This is a genomic window from Microvirga terrae (assembly GCF_013307435.2).
Taxonomy (GTDB): domain Bacteria; phylum Pseudomonadota; class Alphaproteobacteria; order Rhizobiales; family Beijerinckiaceae; genus Microvirga; species Microvirga terrae.
The window spans coordinates 1,034,679-1,053,670 of the sequence record NZ_CP102845.1 but is presented as its reverse complement, the minus strand read 5'-3'; the positions used below and the strand labels follow the sequence as shown (position 1 = coordinate 1,053,670).

The window sequence follows — 18,992 nt, the reverse complement described above, 5'->3', positions numbered from 1 at the left end:
GGCCAGTACGTGCCAGGCCTGCCCAATGAGTGGTCGGTCGAGCCAAGTCATCGGATGTCGAGAAATGATAGGCAGCGGGGTGCCGTTCCTAGGGACTATCACTGAGGGAGCAACCGTCATGGCCAGATAGACATCGCCGTGGTAGGCAATCGCCTAACGCTGGATCACGGATACTTTTGTTGCATCACCTGTTAGGCCACAGGATCTTATGTCCACCCCGGAGGCAAGCCGACAGTTGTTCCTCATCCGGTTGGCGTAACGGATCCTGGGCTGCGGAACGAACGCTGACTACCACCTTTTGCCGGATCCCTAGACCGCCCAAGCCGAACGATCGAGGCTCGCTATGGAAGCCAGAGTGCGGGAACGGAAAGCCCCCGCTAATGAGGCCGGGATGGAAGACCTCGTCGTGACGCGCGCCGAGGGCAGCCTCATCTTCGACGCGAACGGCCGCCGCTATATCAACTTCACGGCCGGCTGGTGCGTTGGCAATCTTGGCTGGAGGCGCAAGGACATCATTGCGGCAATCCGCGACTTCGACGGCCCGACGTACGTCCATCCCTATTATCGCTACCAACCCTGGGCAGAGTTGGTTGACCGCCTGACACAACTCGCGGGCGGTAGGCTGACGCAGTGCTTTCGAGCGGCCGGCGGCAGCGAGGCCGTGGACATCGCCCTGCAGGCGGCGATACTGCATACCGGGCGCAGCAAGTTCGTCGCCATCGAGGGCAGTTATCACGGCAATGCCATTGCTAATCGCGGCGTCGGAGACTCCCATCTCCGCGGGCGCATTCCGGGCCTGCGCCCATCCTCCGCCAAGATCAAGCCACCGCTCGATGCCACGCGCCTGGAGCGCGTCGAGGCTCTTTTGAGTCGGGAGGACGTGGCCGGTTTCATCATGGAGCCTATCATCTGCAATCTCGGCGTCCTCATTCCAGACCGCACTTTCATGCGAGGCGTCCAGAGGTTGTGCCGGCGTTACGGCACACTCCTCATCATCGATGAGGTAGCGACCGGCTTCGGCCGGACGGGTCGCATGTTCGGCTTTGAGCTGTTCGGCCTCAAACCCGACATCGTGTGTCTCGCCAAGGCTGTCACCGCGGGTTACGCTCCCATGGGGGCGACGCTGACCATCCGGGCGGTTGCAGCGGCCATGCAGGAGCTCGGCGTCTATTCGACCTATGGCTGGCATCCGCTCAGCGTCGCGGCGGCTTTGGCGAATCTTCAGATCTGGGCAGAGCAAGGAGACGAGATCCTGGTCGACGTCGCCACTATCGGCGCTTTCATGCGGGAGCGCCTGTTGCAGATGCCATTTGGCCCTCAAACGGAGGTGCGCGTTCAGGGACTGGCGGTCGGGGTCGATATTGGTGATGCCGAATATGCCGAGCGCATTCAGACTCGCTGTCGCGAGAACGGCCTTCTGATCACTACCGAGGACACGACACTGACCTTGTTTCCCGCACTGACCATTGATGACGTGACCGCCGTGGAGGGACTGCGGATACTGGCGCAATGCCTGCAACCTACCGTCAGGGTAAACCCTGTAAGGTGTGATGGCGGAAGAATGCCTGTTGGCGCAGCCGTACCGCTGATCTGTCCATGAGCCCGGGCTCGGCCGAACACGACCTGGACGCGATGTAGGCTGGCTCCGGTGCTCAAGCGGGTGAGCACATCTGCGATCACTTCGCGCTGCACGAGTGCTGGAGCTACCGCAAGGCTGCTGGTGGATATGCGGCCGTGTAATCGCCCGATGCCCTAGGTCCGGCCTCTGTCTGGTGTGAGGAGCGGATTGCGCGTTGGTCTGTCGGCGGAGCCGCAAGCGAAAGGTCTGAGCCTACTCTGGATTTCGCGGCATCTCCCGTCAGGTTCGCGAGAGCCAGTGCCAAGGCATAGGCGTCGAATGGCTTCTCCCAAGTCGCGACGTCTCGATACTCGGCCGGCAGGGAAGCTTGGCTGTAGCCGGTCGCAAAGATGAAGGGAATAACTCGCGCCCTGAGAAAATCGGCGACCGGGAACACCGGTTCGCCATGCAGGTCAATGTCGAGAACGGCAATGTCGACCCTTTCAGACGTCAGCAAGGCCAGCGCTGCCTCCCGGGTCGGAGCCGGTCCGACCACCGCCGCCCCAGCTCGCTCCAGAACTTGTGCGACGTCGTCGGCAATGAAGTACTCGTCCTCGACGATCAGCACGTGGCGGTTGATCAAACTTGCTTGAGAGACTGATAAGGTCACGGGCTTTCCTCGTCCTTTTCCTGGCTGCCTCAGAGCTTCGATGCTGCATGTGGCCCGGCCGATCCGCAGCGGTCCCGGCATGGCCACATGCCCATTGGGGCAGTGTCGGGGATCAGGATGAACGCGGCATCCGGTAGTCACCGGGGATTGTTCCGTATCGTGTTGCAGCGGCGTTCGGGCGATCAGGGCCTGCTGGAACTCAAGGTTTGTCGGCCCCGTCGTCACGGCTCACCTGCGGGCGGGCCTGCACGCCCGCCAGGGCGGCGATCCGCACCAGCTCCGGGATCGTCCTGGCGCCCAGGCGCTGCATGACATGAGCGCGGTGGGTTTCCACCGTGCGCGGGCTGAGGCCGATGGCCCGCCCGATCTGCTTGTTGGTCTGGCCGGCCAGCAGGCCCTCCAGGACCTCGCGTTCGCGAACCGGCATCTCGGCGAAGCGTCCCCGGGCCCGGTGGGCCTCCTGGTCGCGCTCGTCGGCCTGGGAGATGTCAGCGGCGGCCGACGCAAGGGCGGCCAGCAGCTCATCCGGAGCATAGGGGATGGACAGGACGTCCACCGCGCCGGCCTTCATCACCTGCACGGCAGACTTTACATCGCTCTGGAGCGCGCCCAGGACGATCACCGGCAGGCCGATGCGCCGGGCCTTGAGCTCCCGCGGGATGCTCAGACCGCCCGCCTCGGGCTGGCGGATGTCGAGCACCACGCAGCCGGCCGCGAGAGCCGGGGCTGCCTCCAGGAAAGCCTTGCCGGACGGGAAGGCCCTCACGTCATAGCCGGCGTCGCGCAGCCCGCTCGTCAGGATCTGACGCGACACCTCATCGGCATCGACCACGTAGACGAAGCGCCCGTCAGGGCGGGTGATGTCCTGGGCAATGCCGCCGGCACGGCGGATCCGGCCCTGCGCGTCACGTATAGGGAAAAAGGTATCGCGGAGCCAGCGCACCGCCCCATCAGAACGGACGATGCGGAACTCTTCCGTGATCGTCTCTCCCAGCCTGACCTGATCAAGCGCATCGAACACCCGCTGCCGGTCATCCAGATGGAGGAAGCGACCCCAGCGACCGTGATCGCCAAGCGTGCTTTCGATTGTTTCGCCCCAGATGGCCTCAAAGGCGGGGCTCAGGTATTCAAGGTTCATCGTCGCCAAGTCGACGATCCACAGCACGTTGCGGGAGTACTCGGCGAACTGCTGGAAGCGCTCCTCACTCTCTCGCAGGGCCACGTCGGCCCGCTTGCGTTCCGTGATGTCCAAGGCGGCTCCCATGAACGCAACGGGACAGCCATGCTCGAAGGTGGTCCGGCCGTGGGTGGACACCCAACGCTCGATCCCATCCCCGATCCCGATCACGCGGTACTCGATGGCGTAGATCCCAGGACCGGCGGGATCGCTGCACTGGGCGATAGCGGCCTCGACGCGCGGCCGATCTTCGGGATGAATGCCGGATAGCCAAACCTCGTGGTCGACAGGAGCATCCGGGGGCAGGCCCCACATCGCCTTGAGCCGGGCATCCCAGTCCAGCGCTCCCGTGACCGGGTCCCAGGTGTAGGGCGACAGGCTAACAAGATCGATGGCGGCCTGGAGCCGGGTCTCACTCGTTTTTAGGGCAGCCTCGGCCTGCTTGCGGGCGGTGATGTCGAGGCAATATTCCGCAGTTGTTCCATCCCCGAGATCGCGCCCAGCGAACAGCATCCATCGACGTGACCCGTCCTTGAGGATGTATTCCTTCTCGTAGGGGCCAATCCGTCCCGTGGCGGCGAGCTTCTGCATTTGCTCTTCGCTGACCCCTACCCATTCTGCGGGGGTCAGTCGGCGCCAGGTCAGTTCGCGCCGCTCCACCTCGGCGCGGGTATAGCCCATCATGTTCAGGAAGACATCGTTGGCGTCGACGAGCGTGCCGGAATGGTCAAAGAAGATCATGCCAACCGCATCGGTCTCGATGACCCGTTGCAGACGCTGCTCGCTCGCCCGCACTGCCTGCTCGGACCGGTCTCGCTCCATCGCAGCCTTGACACGCCCTGTCGTTTCGAACGCTATGACGTGTGCGCCGCCGACCGCGCCATTCTCATCGAGGACCGGGGTGAGATAGTTGTCGAACCAGGCGGTTTCCGGAACGCCGTGCCTGTTCAAGATCCATTGGCTGTTTTCCAGGACCACCGTCTCGCCCGCGAACACACGCACGTAGAGCGGCCCGGTGACCTCCCAGACCTCCTGCCAGCACTCAGCCGCTGGCTGGCCCAAGCCGGCAGGATGCTTCAGCCCCATGAGCGGCGCATAGGCATCGTTGTAGATCTGGATGAGCTCTGGCCCCCACAACAGGTTCATCGGGAGCGGCGCCGCCAAAACCAGATTGACGAGGCTCTTCAGGCTTTGAGGCCACGTTGCGATGGGGCCAAGGGACGTGGAAGCCCAATCGTGGTGTCGCACGCGTGCGCCCATGATGCCGCCATTGGGCAGAAGCTCGACTGTGCTTTCCATGCTGCTCTCCATACGTGTCGCGACGCGCGGACGCGGAGATACTGAGGCAGCCTACAAGGACTATAAGCCGATCCCTTGATTAATGTTCCGGATAGAGTTGCTGGATGGCCCTCTCCTGACGCCAGCGGAGCATGTCATCCATCCTGTCGGGCTTGACGGGAAACGTCGTCAGTCGTGCGTACATGGTGACCTCCTCAGGGAGGTTAATGGGACTGGCATCAGGCCAGCGCTGCCCTGAACGCGACGCGACGAATCTACACCCTTCCAGCCAGTTTGGATTATGGAAAGCGTCCCATGCGAAGCTCTGGCTATGACGGTAGCATGCCGCGCTCTCTCCAGACATACGCCCCAACCACGGGATGGTCCGCAGTGGGTCAAACGCGGTCCGTGAGGGCAATTGTCTAAACGTCCGCTCCCCAGGCACATGTGGAAGGTCGGATCACCTGATGTCTTGCACCGCAGCGTCAGCCGACGCTGCGGTGCTCGGAGAAGCTCCCTACTTCTGAAGGCTGACTTTGAAGAATTTCAATGCTTCGCCCTTCGCCGCTTGGTCCACCTGTGCGTCGTACCGAAGCGGCAGGTTGAACTTCCGGCCGAGTTCTGTGGCCTCCGGGTTGGTGAAAGCATGCGCCGCCCCAGGATATTCAATGACCCGGTACTCAGCCTTCGCCGCATCGAAGTCCTTCTTAAGCGCCTCGTACTCCTCGCGTTTCACAAACGGATCGTCGGTCCCATTCAGAACAAGGACCTTGGCCTTGACCGTGCCAGGCGCAGGCGCGGGTGTGTTGAGGCCGAGCGTGGCGTGGAATCCGGCCACCGCATCGAGGTCGGCGCCGGCACGAGCCATGTTCAGCACGACAGCGCCACCAAAGCAGTAGCCAACCGCACCGATCTGCGTCGGGTCAACGGAGGGATGTCGAGCAAGTTGAGCTTGCGCGGCACCAAAGCGCGCTTCCATCACCTTCGGGTCCTTCATGACGAGAGTCGCTAAGGCGCCGGCGTCATTGGGATTGTCGGCGACCTTCCCGTCCCCGTACATGTCGGCAATGAACGCGGTGTAGCCCTGTTGCGCGAACTTCTGCGCCTCGGTGTGCATGTGCTTGGTGATGCCCCACCACTCGTGCACCATGATGATACCGGGACGCTTGCCCTGAACTGCATCGTCGTAGACGACGAAGCCCCTCATGGTCGTGGTGCCGTCCTGGTACGTGACCGGCTCCTCCCTGATTGCTGCGTACGAGCTTGTGGTCATCACCAACGCCCAGAATGCTGCTGCCACGATTGTCCTCATGAGGATCTCCTGCTCATTTTCAGGGACGGAAAAGCCTCCACAGCTCCCTAGTACGCAGCGCCTAGCTTCCCTCCCGGGGTGATACTGCTCCTTTCCAAGGGTCATGGCTATCGCCAGGGCACTCAAACAAGGAGGTCTTCGGAAGATTGTGCGAAGGTCCGCTCGCGCTGCGAATGCAGGCGGATGGGCAAGGTCAGCCCCGTGCCATTAGCTGCCATTCCTGCGCCGGCCCCGACAACCTGGGAGATACCGATAACCGCCACCATCAGGCGACCTCGGCGCCGCTTCATGCCACCTTTCGAATGACCGGCGGCCTCCACGAGCCGTCGAGGATGCCTTCCTTGCCCCAATAGGCACGGATGTAGAGCGAGAACGTGCCATCGGGCGCCGGCAGCCAGTTCGAATCCTTGTCCCCGCCCGGCGCCTTCGCGCCGGCATAGAGCGTCAGGGAACCATCGGGGTTGCGCTTGAGGGTCTTGTTCTTGGTCCCGAGCGAGTACCGCTTGAGGTCGTTGGGGTGGAAGAAATGGTGCTCGTTGTACAAGGTCAACGACCAGAAACCATTGACCGGCGGCTCCTGTCCGGCTGCGAACGTAATCTCGTAGTTGCCGCTACCGGTCAACTGACCGCCAGCGCCGTCATGGTCCGTGTAAAAATACTGCGTCTCGTTGGGACGGTTTTCGAACATGTTCGATTTGGACGTCGCTGTCCGGTTGAAGTAATCCACGCCATACTGCGCGTTGTTGAGAGACCGGTTCCAGTTGTTGCCGACCGGGCGCCCGTTATGCCTCCACTCATGGAATGGCTGGATGACATTCTCCTCGGTCTCGACGGCAGTCGCGCTCAGAAGCTTTTTCAGCTCGGGATCGTTCGCCGCCGCATCGAGCAGCAATCGGAATTGTCCATACATCGCCTGTTCGCCCGGCAGAGGGTCGGCAATCGCGATGGCGTCGCCGAGCTGGTCAAAGAATTTCTCGGGAATGACCCACCTGGTTTCGGCGCCGCTGCCACTGTTTTCCGATGCCGGAACGGGAATGTTCGGTTACCTGTCCCATTCGATCGTCTTCATCGTGCCGGTGAAGTCCTTGAGCGGATACACGACGACCTGGTTGATCACCGCCTGGATCGCCTTCCTGTCCTCGGGCGTGTCATCCATGAACACACGCGGAATCGCGTTGCCGAGCGTGGTCGGCGACCGGAAGACCTCCGTGATGCCATTTGGCTTCAGGCCACTCCATCGTGGACCCGCGAGGAGATAGAAGCCGGGTCTCGACCCGTAGGGCTTGCCGAGGTGGCCGAACTGATCGGTTCGTGCATCGTACAGGGCATAGACCCAGAAGCGGTCCCCGAAATCCGGCACCTGGATGACGACCGGCTCCTCATCGAGCGAGAAGAAACCGAGACCGTAGACGACGTCCTGGTTGGGACAGGCGATGAACGTTTGCGACGGCTCGATATAGTCGTGCAGCATCCCGATCTGGCCGCGTGGCGCCGCGGGCAGGATGCCGCCCAGCAACCCTGGATGCGGGGCCTGCGTGATCCTGGCCCTTCGGTTGATCATGTTCACGATCGGCCAGCCCCAGACATAGGCCATCTGGGCGATTGTCCGGGCGTAGCCCGGGTGCATGTCGATGCCGGTGGCTGGCTGCGTGACCGTCGCGCTGGATGCCGGAGCCTCCTGCCCTAGCGCCGTGCCGGCCGTGACGGCAGCCGCGGCCGTCGCTACGGTGGCGGGAACGGCCGCCCGGGCGCCGAGCGCGGCGAGCGATGCCGCGCCGAGGCCGCCCTTCAGGGCGTCGCGACGGGTGGTGGACAGGGTGTCGGGATTTTTCATCGGGCTCTCCGTTGCGGTTCGCTTTGACGCGGCATCGCCCCTGCTTTGACTGCTTCAATTCACTTTCACGACGTCATCCGGCTTCCAGCTCTGGTCAAAGAACGCGGCGCCCGTGCCATAGAGGCGCACCGTGGCGATGAAGTTTCGGCCGTTGATCGTTTGGATGAAGTTCGTGTCCGGTGCATTCGCCCGCTTCGACGGGCCGAACCACAGGTCGATCGAGCCGTCCCCGTTCTTCGCCACGGCCTCATTCAGGCTGTTGACCGACGGCATCAGTTGCGGGGTTTCCACCATGGTTCCGTCGGTGATGTTGTAGAGGGTGACGGCCCAGAACAGCGCGGCCGGCGCATCGGGGGGCAGGCGCAGCCTGTAGGTATTCGAGCCGTTCAGGAACTCGCCGTTCGCGTCCCGGCGCGTCGTGGGATATTTGGATCCCGCGCCCAGCGTGTGCATGACCATGGCCGGCGCGGACGAGAAGGCGATCTGGAAGAAGCCGGCCCGCTGGTCGACATCGAGATAGCTGCTCTGGAGCCATTCGGACGTGGCGCCAGCCCAGACGTTCTCGTACAGCCTGTCGTTGTAATAGAGATTTCGCTCGTCAGGGCGGCCGAGCTGGCGCAGGGCCAGGATCATCTTCGGCGCTGTTTCGACCGCCTTCTTCAGCAGGTCCTTCTGCTTCGCGGTTGGATTGAACGGCTGGCCCTTGACGATGCCGATCGAGGCCAGCACGCCGCGCAACTCGGGATCGATGGCCGAGACGGGCTCGTGGTCGACGAACCCCTTCAGCTTCGTCCAGTAGGCATTATCGACCGGATACATCATCTGGATGCGCTTGCCGCTGCCGTTCGGGAACTGCATGGGCTTCGTGTCCTTTTCCGGAGCCCAGAGCGGGTAGATGCGCGTCTGCTCCGCCAGCGCAACGGCCGGTTTCGGGTCCGGTGCCGTCGCGCCCTTTCCCATGACGGTGCGGAAGAACAGCATGACATTGTAGGTCGGGGACTTGAACGCGAAGTAGCCCTGCGGGATCGCGCCGTCGTAATCCGGCGGCAGCAGGAGATAGAGCCCGCCACGTGCCTGATCGGGGCCGATCAGGCCAACATCGGTGATCGTGCGCTGGAAGATATCGGTGAACATGCCGATGACATCATGCGGCGCGGCGACGACAAGCGGGCCGGTCTCCTTCAGGTCGAGGAAACCCAACGAGTAGATGACGTCGCCATTGGGCGTCGGAATCCAGGTGCGCGAGTCCATCCGCTCCTTCCAGATCGGCAGGACGTTGTAACCCTTGCCGAAGGTCGCTTCCGAGCCGTCGCGCATGCCGATGAGGTTCAGGGCCGGCAGCATGGTGATGTAGGCATGGACGGCCCGCTGGTAGAAGAGCTCGTCGCGCAGCGCCTCGGCCTCGGTCTGCGGCAGCCAGTTGCCCTTGTTGATCTGCTCGACCAAGGGCGGGGCGGCCGGCTGCTGCGCCAGGGCGGGCGGGAACTGGCACAAGGCCGAGGCGAGCAGTGCAAAGGTCAGTGTCGTCGGGTGGCGGGTCATCGTCGTCCTTCTTTCCATGATCAGTCGCTGAATCCGTCATAGCCATCGTCCAGGCGCCATCTCCCGGTTTCGACCCCATCGGCGACCCGTTCCAGCATCTGCGTGATGTCGTGCGCGATGATCGCGCGCTCAGGGTTGTCATAGAGGAACCAGATGATCGGCCCCGCGCGGCCCGAGGGACGGACACGGATGTCGACGCAGTAGTGATCGCCCCGCACACTGCCGAAGAGAGGAAGCCATCCCGTCGACCACTCCGCCGTTACGGCGGCGCCATAGCGACGGCAGAGATCCTCCCAGGTTACGGCCATGACATCGACCGGAAGCCAGCGCTGGTTGAGATAGAGGCTTGGAGCTCCCTCCGGCTGGCCGTCATGGGCGGCATAGAGCATCCGGATGTCGCCAGGCAGCGTCGCCCCGAGCTTGGCCTCGACCCGCTGGAGCGTGCCGGCGGAGGCCCCGGGTCGGAAGAGCGGCAGGCGGTCCGGGTACTCGCGGGCCAGCCAGGCTTCGATCCGCTTGAGGGCACTGACGGGGTCTGGGTCGATCAGCATGGGCACTCCTCACCGAAGAGTGATGGCGTTCGGACGCGACACGAAAGCAGCTTGGGGGCGAGTGTATGCCCACGCCGGCTGGCCTGAAGACCATCTCCGTGCCAAGACTTGACCCAGCGTGCCAAAATCTGCGCGCGGGCAAGATCGAGGCGGGAATCGTGGACCCTTCGACAATCCCCAGCACCCAGTTCGCAACCCGGTACTTCGATGCCTGGCGCGAGGGCATTGCCGTCGTCTACGATGTCGAACCGCCAAGCTACGACGTTGCAGCCGGTTTCGGCGCTAGTGTCGAGGCCTTCCAGCTCGGCGACATGATCGTCACCGACGCCCATCTCGGCGACCAGCGATATGTCCGGTCAACGGCACGGGTGCGCCGGGACGGTCTCGACCACTTCGTGCTCAACCTGTATCGGACCAGGGGATGGAAGGCCCAGACTTCGGACGGCGAGTTCGAGGGAACGGCGGGGCAGGTCAGCGTGGTGGACCTCGCCCGCGAGCTCATCAGCGATGAACCGGATTCCGACCTGGTGGCGCTGTTCGTGCCCAGGGATCTGCTTGAACAGCGGCTGCCCGATCTCACCGCTCTCCACGGCAGTGCACCGACCGGTCCCCATGCGCTGCTCCTGGCCGACTACCTGAACCTGCTGGCGCGGCGCCTCCCCAGCCTGCCGATGGGGGATGGGCGGGTGCTGAGCCGGGCGACGTGCGAAATCCTGACGGCCTGCTTTCAGCCATCGCTCGTCGGGGTGGAAGCCGCACGCCCGGCCTTGAACTACTCCTGCGGCGGCGCGCGATGCGGTTCATCGAGTCCCGTCTCGCTTCCGCCACGTTGAATGTGGATGCCGTCTGCCATGCGGTGGGCGTGTCTCGGCGGACGCTTTATCGGCTGTTCGATCAGGAAGGTGGGGTCCAGCGTTACATCCAGGCAAGACGCCTCGAGCGGGTCCGTTCTGCCCTCATCGATCCAGCGGACACCCGGCGCATCTCCGAGGTCGCGGCCGGTTTCGGCTTTCTGCGTACCGATCATTTCGCCCGGGCCTTCAGGCAACAGTTCGGGCAATCCGCATCCGATGCCCGCCATCAGTCGCGCGGCCCGGAGGTCGACCCTGCGGCCTCGCCAATCGAGTCCGGCACGTGGCGGGACTTCGACGACTGGATCCGGACGCTCCACGCGTGACGGCCATTTGTGGGCGGGCGGCTGTGGGCATCACATTGCCTTGCACCCTGCGGCAAGGTCTGCACCGGGTCAAACTGAGCCGTTAGGCTTGGCCTTTGAAGGTCAGCTTACCCTATGAATACGGAAGTTCGACGTACTTCCGGGATGTGCCATTAGACGACCTTCCGGATCATCATCAATTTCGCATAGGGTCCGTTCGGACAGGCAGTTCAGCCTCTGGCTATTGTCGTTGACGCCCCTCGGGGCCTATCCCATTGCAGGGTTGCGAATATCGCCGGTGTGACGCAATGCACAGTCCCCGTCTGCAACGTGGTTCAAAGTCCAATCATCGCCACCGGAGTACCTGGAGTTCCGGAGTGCGACCTCCGTCCGAGCCGATATCGAGCATTGGTTCGAGGACGAACTCGGCCACGACTGGCTGAACTAAACTGCTGCCATTAGCTCTGCTCGCGTCCACCTAGTGTTTCAGGGCTATCAGGCTCTCGGCAAACGACGGATAATCGGCTGTTGAGTCCAGAAGGAGGGTGTGATGCCCCGCTTCCAGCAACTGGCTGAAGGAGAAAGGCCCGCTGATCCGGAGAAGTTTATCCTCATTGAGGTCATTCGCGAGCCGGCCATTGGCTACTTCTACAGAGTGACCGGCAAAGGCTTGGGTCCCGATTACCAAGGGTCCAGCGGTTCCATGGACTGCACGCTGGACAGGGCGCGCGGACGCGCTCGGGACTTGGCTCAGGCGGCGAAAGTGCCGGTGATCTACCTGAGCAGCGGCATTGCCGCGATGGAAAGATAATTTCGATGGATCGGAGATCTTTCGAGCGCATGCGCGTGGCCCGAACATGGAGATGGCCGTTGACAAAGGACTAAGCGAAGGCGAGGAGAACCTTGACGAGCGCCAAGCCGAGGCCGCCCCCGGCCAAGGCACGACAGCAGTGCCGGGTCCTTTTCTTTCCAGCCAAGCTGAAGCGGGCTGGCGTCTGGTCAGTTGGCAAAGCTGACGGGCAACCCTTTCGCTCCTGGACGAGAGCCCGTCATCAAGAGCAGGCCAGCACGACCGCTCACGCGGGTCCCTTACAGCGGCTGGCGTCTGTTGGCTCATCGGCCGGGCACCTGCCCCGGTTCTGACGAATGGAGGCTCAGATACCGACACCACCAGGGCTGAAGTTCGCAGTGTCCCCACGATGGCTATCGCGGCACGGTGACCGATCCATCCATTGAGAATGGTCTCAGTGCGGCATGCCCGCTACACTATTCACCACGCCTCCCGGCTTGTGATATCCTCCCGATTGCCAGCGAGGTACATCAGCTTGAGGACGGAAGACATCAAGGCTGACCTTCTCCGCAAAGCGGGTGGCACCCTCACTGCGCCCGAGGCAGCCCGCATGCTCGGGACCGATGTCGTCACGCTGCAGGAGCTGGCCGCCGAGGAGGCGATTATTGCCCTGCCTCTGCCGGGCGGCACCGCCTATCCGGCGTGCCAGCTTGAGATCAGCGGCATGGTGACAGGCCTGTCGGAGGCGCTCCGCTCGATGCCGATCCGCTCGCCCTGGATGCGACTTGAGTGGCTGCTGAGCGGGGATCCCGCTCTCGGTGGCGCAGCGCCGATCGAGGCTTTGCGGCGGGGCAACGTCACGGAAGTGATCCAGCTCGCCCGCTTGCATGGGGCCGGATGAACGTTCTCCACTCTGTAGGGGTTCCGAATGAGCCGCGGCCTTCAACCAGGTTAAACCAGGCTGAAGATCTTGGCTGGTTCTTTCCTCACTCATCTACTCGGCCGCCATCTGCCTCCTCTCGGGCCCTCTTCGTGTGGCCATTGGCCCAACCATGCTGGGGCTAGCAAGAACGACTTGGTGAAGGTCGTCGACATGGCGTACGGATTGCAGGGCTTCCAGCATAGGCCCGCAGATCAGGCGCTCGCCACAGGGATCATGGTGACAGACGGGGTCCCACAAGCCCATCGGCGTCCAGATGTCCGGATCATGCCACTCTGGCATGCCGAGTATCGGGTAGAGGCACACGCCGCGGATTGGGACGCCGTCGCGGAGAAGCATCTCCGCTTCATCCGCCACCTCCCGCAGCCAGCGGCCACGACTGTCACCAATATGACTGGTCTCCGTGATCATCACCTCACCGCCGTAACGCTCCCACACCGAACGAACGAGAGCGCTCAGGGACCATCGGCGCGGATCGTCATCGGCGAGCGGCGGGATGACCCCATCCTCTCGGGGTGAGACGCCCCATTCCCACTGGTTGGTCCAATAATAATTGATACCCACCACATCCAGGTGCGTGCGGCTGCCACCCAGTTCCGGCAGAAGGCGTCCGCACAGCATGTCCCAGCTCTGGAACACAAGCCGCTCGTTGAAGTCGCGCACCTCCTCCAGATCGGGACAGTCGAACGGACAGGCCACCCGGCAGAGTGGATCCACATTGACGATGCGTGCCGCCGGGCAGGCCGCCCATAGGGCATTGATGCCCTCAATGGCGGCGCGCGTAAGCGCGACCTTCAGATCCCAGCCGCGTCCGGTCACATGAGGCGCGAACAGGCCCTTCTCGCCCCCCGCATAGGACATGAATGACGGCTCATTGACCGGCGTGAAGGCGTAAGTCCCCTCTCCATGCCAGGCGATGTAGCGGCCGACCGCATGACAGTAATCGGCGAAGCGCTTCGGAAACTCCTCGCCCCAGAGATCCAGCCCCTGCGGATAGCCGTAATGGAACAGGTCCCAGATGATCTCGATGCCATGGCGGCGTGCCGCCTCGACAAACGGCTCAACCGTGGAGAAATCGTAGCGCCCTTTTCCGAGGTCCACCAAGGGCCAGCGGATGGTCTCGCGTGCCGCGTGAAGACCGAGTTTCGCGAGTTCCCGGTAATCCTTATCGACCGTTCCGTCGTGGCCGGTCGCCACCACTTGGTCGAACCAGTGACCGTGTCGGTTGTAACCTGTGGAGCCCTCGAACCCAGCGAGAAAGAAGCTTCGGAACATCCCGTCCTCCCCTTGTCTCAGCGTAGTGCGGCTGCATGGGACGAGGCTTCCATCAGCATGCCGACCGCCTCGATCCCGCCTCTCACGAGTTGCTGGTAGATGTCCACGGCGGGTGTCCGCACCCGGCGCAAGGGATCCGACTCGTCCGGGACAATGTCCCACAAGCCCATCTCGGCCAGATGCTCCGTCACCGGACGGCGACCCTGACGGTAGGCCCAGGTGACGAGGGAGAACATCGGCCACCACGTGTAGCCCACCAGCGGAATGCCCTCCTGGCGGAGCTGCCGCGTGGCGGCGATGGAGGCGTCGAGCCAGTTGAGTCGGCGCCGCAGAGAACCCATTGAGGCCGTCTCCGAGATCATGAGCGGCACGCGATAGCGTTCGTGGTAAAGGCGTCCAAGCCGGATGATGAGATCGGCGCCTGCATAGGGCATGCGGATGCGAAAGCGCCCGCCGGCATCCCGCAGCAGCTTCTTCTGCGTGAACATCGGGTACAGGTTCATGCCGATGACCGGCAGCGCCACGGCATTGTCGAGAAACCAGGCGAGATCGGCCTCCCGCGCTCCGTTCTTCAGCAGCCATGGCCACAGCGCATGGCGCTCGTCGATCCGCCCTGAGACGAGATCAAGAGCAAGGAAGACGACCTCCTGCCGGCGCCGGGCCTCGTCCTCGAATGCCGGATCGTCCGTATCGAAGAGGTCGGTGGCATCAACAAAGTAAGGCACGATCTCGGGATCGACGCTTTCCAGAGCCTTGACCGTCTCGACCATGCCCTTTGCGATGGCCAGCATCAGCGCCACGAAGCCGGGCCAGCTGCGCCGGAACGGCGGCCACCAGCCGAGGCGCCCGCAGTACCAGCTGGTAATGCGGGGCTCATTGAGCGGCGTGTACCAGGTGATCCGTCCTCGAAACCGCTCGGCGAGACGCCCAGCATACTCGGCGACGAGCTTCGGGTAGTCAGGATGCAGGAACGCGTTCTCGATCCAAGCCGGCAGCCCATAATGAACGAGATCAACCTGGGGCTCGACCCCAAGATCAAGCAGCCGCTCCAGGGTCTCATCCGGGAAGGTCCAGTCCCAGGTGTTCGGCTCAGGCTGGATATGATGCCACGGCACGCCATAGCGGGCGCACGGGACGCCCAGTTCAGCCACAAGACCAAGGTCCTCGTGCCAACGGTCGTAGTGGCCGGTCAGCTCGTACTCGTCCAGGGTGCGTCCGGTGACCGGGTGCGGTGCCGTGATGAAGGTGTCTTCAATGCCAGTCGACCACCAGAACGCATCGGGCGCGGACAGGCGCGACAGCTGGGATCGAGGCGGAAGCGCTTGGGTCATGCCGAGGCCGTCCCTTGAGCGTCAGTGCTGCCACTGCTGCACAGCGGTGGGGCCGCGGATGAACCTCGGCCGTCATGTGGTCCAAGGTAGGAAACTGCTCACAGCTAAGAAAGTTGCATCTGATCCGCTGCTTGAGAACCTCCCCTGCTCTCGTGCGTTGGTCGGGGGCGAGTGAGTGATCCGGCTTTCTGCCGGGGGGGAGCGCGGCCATGCCGACCCGGACTGATCCCCTTAACCGTCAGCACCACGCCGGCCCAAAGAGGGTGTCATCCAGGCCGGATAGTGAACAGCTAGTCCATGGGCATGAGAAGGTGCCACCCCCACAGGAAAACCGCGCATCTCGTGGCGGAGCCAATCCGCAGGGACAGCCGGAGCAAACGCCTCTGACCCTGGTCACCCCACCGGCTGGCCTTCGCTATCTCCGAGGCCGGTACTGAGCCGACGTGACGACCACGAAGTGGACAGGACATGACCGATACGATCTCCCAGCCCGACCTCCATCCACGCCCGCAGCTGCGCCGGGAGCGCTGGATCGACCTGTGCGGCCCCTGGGGGTTTGCCCTTGATGATGAGGATAAAGGTAACACCGAGCGCTGGTTTGAGCGGGCGGAGCCCTTCGACCGCGAAATCGTGGTGCCCTTTCCGCCCGAGAGCAAGCTGTCCGGAGTACATGACACAGGCTTTCACCCGGTGGTCTGGTATCGGCGTGAGATCCGGATCGAGGACGCGGACCGTCGGGACCGGTTTCTCCTTCATTTCGGTGCGGTCGACTACAAGGCCGCCGTGTGGGTCAACGGCCGTATGGCGGTCGAGCATGTCGGCGGGCAGACACCATTCTCAGCCGATATCACTCCCCTGCTCATCCCCGGCGAGGCCCAAGTGATCGTTGTGCGTGCCGAGGACGAGCCCCGGGACCTGCAGCAGCCGCGCGGCAAGCAGTACTGGGAGAAGGAGCCCGGCTACATCTGGTATCACCGGACCACCGGCATCTGGCAGCCAGTCTGGCTGGAGCCGGTTCCAGCGGTGGCGATTGCCGAGCTGCGCTGGACACCCGATGTCGACCGCTTCGGTGTCGGCCTGGTCATCAGGTTGGACCAGACGCCGCCCGATGACTGGCGCGTGCGCGTGCAGTTGAGAGGCGACCGGCCGTTGCGCACCCTCGTCGATGATACCTGTCTCCTCACGGGCCGCGAGGTCCGGCGCGACCTGCTTCTGGACATCAACGACGCGGCGGTGCGCCGGCGCCGCACGCTGCTGTGGGCTCCCGAGCATCCCAACCTCGTCGAGGCGACCATCGAACTCATCGATGGGAGTGGCGCCGTCGTCGACCGGGTCGAAAGCTACTTCGGGCTGCGCCGGATCGAGGCTCGTGACGGGCGCTTCATCATCAATGGCATTCCCATCTTCCTGCGGCTCGTCCTGGCGCAGAACTACTGGCCGGATTCGCTTCTGGCTGCCCCGGATGGCGAAGCGCTCAGGCGCGAGGTGGACCTGGCCCAACAACTCGGCTTCAACGGCATCCGGATCCATCAGAAGATCGAGGATCCGCGCTTTCTCTACTGGTGCGACCGGCTCGGCATGCTCGTCTGGAGCGAGGCCGCCAATGCCTATGTTTACTCGGACCGTGCGGCCGAGATGCTCACGCGCGAATGGCAGGAAGCGATCCGCCGCGACTACAATCATCCCGCCATCATCACCTGGGTGCCCCTGAACGAGAGCTGGGGGGTGCCGGACCTCGACCGTTCGGCCCAGCAGCGGCATTTCGTGCGGTCGCTTTACCATCTCACCAAGGCGCTCGACCCGACCCGTCCGGTGATCGGCAATGACGGCTGGCAGCACGCCGTGGGCGACATCTTCGGCGTGCATGACTATGCGCCCACCGGCGCGATGCTGCGCGAGCGGTATGCTGACCGGGAGACCATCGCGCGTACGTTCCGCGAGGTGCGCCCGCACCACCATCCGCTGCTGGGCGAAGGAGCCAAGATCGAGAACGAGCCGATTGTGATCAGCGAGTTCGGGGGATTGGGGTTCGTGCCCCAAGCGACCGAGGACTGGTTCGGCTATGGCCAGTTTTCCAGCGCCGACGAGTTGCTCGTCCGCTATGAGGAGCTCGTTGACGCGCTGCTTGCCTCCACCGCATTGGCCGGGTTCTGCTACACCCAGCTCACCGACACCGCCCAGGAGACCAACGGGCTCCTGACCGTGAACCGCGAGCCGAAGTTCGACATCGAGCGCGTACGCGCCATCAACAGCCGTCCCTCAAAGGCGGTGCCAAGCGAGATCCTGGACGTGCTGATCAAACAGGAGGTGGAACGGCGGCGGCGTGAGCGTGGGCAGGAATAGGCATCTCTCGCCAGCAGGACTGCCTCAATGCCGAATGTCGAGAGAGCTCTTGTCGCAGCGCCGTGGTTTCTGCAACGCTGCGGGATCTTCAGACCGCACGGAGCGCCACCAGTGAATGGACGACGCGACCACACAGCGAATTTGGAAGTACGCAGCCTGGATTGCTCGCGAGCATCGACATATTGAGTGGGCACAAATCTTCGGTCTCCTCGACAGGTTTGAACTTGAAAGCCGTCCACATTTCATCTCACTTGTGGGCCGGCAACTCCGCGCATTCAACCTTCAGTGTTTCACCCGACTGCTCAATGCCTATGATCACCAACCCTGAGAACCGGAGGCCCTGCCATATTGGCCCTCCGCGGTACGGCCTCCCAGCTGACCTACGACCCGGCGGATTTCCTGGAGCTCAACAATGGCAGGTTACCAAGATCGGTGACATTCATGGGCCATTCTGCCTGTTCCAACGCTGGGCCTCGTCCAGAAGCGTGGTCACCTCCCGATCCGAGGTCTGGCGAAAATCTTCATAGTGCTCGCCGACGGCGTAGAACGGTTCCGGCGTCGTCAGGCAGATCACCTCGTCCGCTTCTGTTCGGAGCCGCTCCATGGTGTCCGCGGGCGCGACCGGAACCGCGAGGATCAGCCGGGCAGGCTGGGCCTTGGACACGCCCTTCAGCGCCGCCCGCACGGTGCCGCCGGTGGCGATGCCGTCATCCACCACGATGGCGACACGCCCCTCCACGGCGACGGGCTGCCGGCCCGCCAGATTGTGCTCGCGCCGGCGCCTGATCTCCTTAAGCTGCCGCTGAGTTTCTTCCTCGATGTAGCCGCGTGGCACATTGAAATGCCCAAGAAGCTCATCATTCAGTATGACCTGCGGATGGGCTCCGTCCACGACCGCACCCAGGCCGAACTCGGCTTGGCCAGGCGCCCCATCTTGAGCACGACGATGAGGTCGAGTGGCGCCCGCAAGGCTTTGGCGACCTTGAAGGCCACCGGCACGCCGCCGCGCGGCAACGCCAGCACGACCGGGTTCTGCACCACATTGGCCATCAGACGCTGAGCAAGCTGGCGCCCTGCGTCCGCCCTGTCCCGAAAGCTCAGGTGATCCGATTGCATGGGTCAGGCCTCCTTGGCGCAGCCGTGGAACGAACCAGTCCCACGCCGCTGTTGCCGGATATGGAAAGTTCACTCAAGCGGCCTGTGAGGGAACGCGGTAGGTATCGGCCCCGTTTCCC

The 18,992-nt window shown here is 63.4% G+C and carries 15 protein-coding genes and 1 pseudogene; 6 read left to right on the top strand and 10 right to left on the bottom strand.

What is annotated here, in order from left to right; genetic code table 11:
- Positions 1-391 precede the first annotated feature (391 nt).
- Positions 392-1,600 carry a class-III pyridoxal-phosphate-dependent aminotransferase gene (locus tag HPT29_RS04880; RefSeq protein ID WP_173947657.1) on the top strand — a complete coding sequence of 403 codons (1,209 nt, stop codon included), beginning with the start codon at positions 392-394 and terminating at the stop codon, positions 1,598-1,600.
- Positions 1,601-1,703: 103 nt separating this feature from the next.
- Here HPT29_RS04880 and HPT29_RS04875 read toward each other — a convergent pair whose 3' ends face one another.
- From HPT29_RS04875 to HPT29_RS04845, 6 genes and pseudogenes are all read right to left on the bottom strand, one after another.
- Positions 1,704-2,228, bottom strand: coding sequence for a response regulator (locus HPT29_RS04875; RefSeq protein ID WP_259060484.1), 525 nt, complete (start codon positions 2,226-2,228; stop codon positions 1,704-1,706).
- A 199-nt stretch (positions 2,229-2,427) separates the two neighbouring features.
- Positions 2,428-4,704 (bottom strand): PAS domain S-box protein, encoded by a 2,277-nt coding sequence (locus HPT29_RS04870; RefSeq protein ID WP_259060483.1) that lies wholly within the window; start codon positions 4,702-4,704, stop codon positions 2,428-2,430.
- Positions 4,705-5,200: 496 nt separating this feature from the next.
- Complete coding sequence (locus tag HPT29_RS04865) at positions 5,201-5,995, bottom strand: dienelactone hydrolase family protein (RefSeq protein WP_247654102.1); 795 nt, start codon at positions 5,993-5,995, stop codon at positions 5,201-5,203.
- 286 nt (positions 5,996-6,281) lie between these two features.
- Positions 6,282-7,829, bottom strand: a pseudogene (locus tag HPT29_RS28790) (DUF1254 domain-containing protein).
- Between the two features lie 54 nt (positions 7,830-7,883).
- Entirely contained in the window at positions 7,884-9,371 is a 1,488-nt protein-coding gene (locus tag HPT29_RS04850; protein ID WP_173947914.1) for a DUF1254 domain-containing protein, read from the bottom strand.
- 20 nt (positions 9,372-9,391) lie between these two features.
- A complete protein-coding gene (locus HPT29_RS04845; protein WP_173947913.1) occupies positions 9,392-9,922 on the bottom strand; it encodes an SMI1/KNR4 family protein in 531 nt (176 codons plus the stop codon).
- A 158-nt stretch (positions 9,923-10,080) separates the two neighbouring features.
- Between HPT29_RS04845 and HPT29_RS04840 the strand changes: the two genes are divergently transcribed.
- From HPT29_RS04840 to HPT29_RS04825, 4 genes are all read left to right on the top strand, one after another.
- Positions 10,081-10,755: a cupin domain-containing protein gene (locus HPT29_RS04840; protein ID WP_259060480.1), complete on the top strand. Its 675-nt coding sequence runs from the start codon at positions 10,081-10,083 to the stop codon at positions 10,753-10,755.
- The gene (locus HPT29_RS04835) at positions 10,716-11,099 is read left to right on the top strand and encodes a helix-turn-helix transcriptional regulator (RefSeq protein ID WP_259060479.1); all 384 of its coding nucleotides are present in this window, start codon (positions 10,716-10,718) and stop codon (positions 11,097-11,099) included. Before HPT29_RS04840 ends, HPT29_RS04835 begins: the two co-directional genes overlap by 40 nt.
- 529 nt (positions 11,100-11,628) lie before the next feature.
- Positions 11,629-11,889, top strand: coding sequence for a hypothetical protein (locus tag HPT29_RS04830; RefSeq protein WP_173947912.1), 261 nt, complete (start codon positions 11,629-11,631; stop codon positions 11,887-11,889).
- Between the two features lie 514 nt (positions 11,890-12,403).
- Positions 12,404-12,769 carry an Rv2175c family DNA-binding protein gene (locus HPT29_RS04825; RefSeq protein ID WP_259060478.1) on the top strand — a complete coding sequence of 122 codons (366 nt, stop codon included), beginning with the start codon at positions 12,404-12,406 and terminating at the stop codon, positions 12,767-12,769.
- Positions 12,770-12,862: 93 nt separating this feature from the next.
- On the opposite strand, the gene HPT29_RS04820 is transcribed toward HPT29_RS04825, so the two are convergent.
- Both HPT29_RS04820 and HPT29_RS04815 read right to left on the bottom strand, forming a co-directional pair.
- A complete protein-coding gene (locus HPT29_RS04820; protein ID WP_173947910.1) occupies positions 12,863-14,083 on the bottom strand; it encodes a glycoside hydrolase family 1 protein in 1,221 nt (406 codons plus the stop codon).
- A gap of 17 nt (positions 14,084-14,100) precedes the next feature.
- Complete coding sequence (locus tag HPT29_RS04815) at positions 14,101-15,414, bottom strand: family 1 glycosylhydrolase (protein ID WP_173947909.1); 1,314 nt, start codon at positions 15,412-15,414, stop codon at positions 14,101-14,103.
- Between the two features lie 468 nt (positions 15,415-15,882).
- Between HPT29_RS04815 and HPT29_RS04810 the strand changes: the two genes are divergently transcribed.
- Positions 15,883-17,757, top strand: coding sequence for a sugar-binding domain-containing protein (locus HPT29_RS04810; protein ID WP_173947908.1), 1,875 nt, complete (start codon positions 15,883-15,885; stop codon positions 17,755-17,757).
- A gap of 439 nt (positions 17,758-18,196) precedes the next feature.
- Here HPT29_RS04810 and HPT29_RS04805 read toward each other — a convergent pair whose 3' ends face one another.
- Entirely contained in the window at positions 18,197-18,649 is a 453-nt protein-coding gene (locus tag HPT29_RS04805) for a phosphoribosyltransferase (RefSeq protein ID WP_349774711.1), read from the bottom strand.
- Positions 18,619-18,873 (bottom strand): hypothetical protein, encoded by a 255-nt coding sequence (locus HPT29_RS28690; RefSeq protein ID WP_349774710.1) that lies wholly within the window; start codon positions 18,871-18,873, stop codon positions 18,619-18,621. Before HPT29_RS28690 ends, HPT29_RS04805 begins: the two co-directional genes overlap by 31 nt.
- Positions 18,874-18,992: the final 119 nt, after the last annotated feature.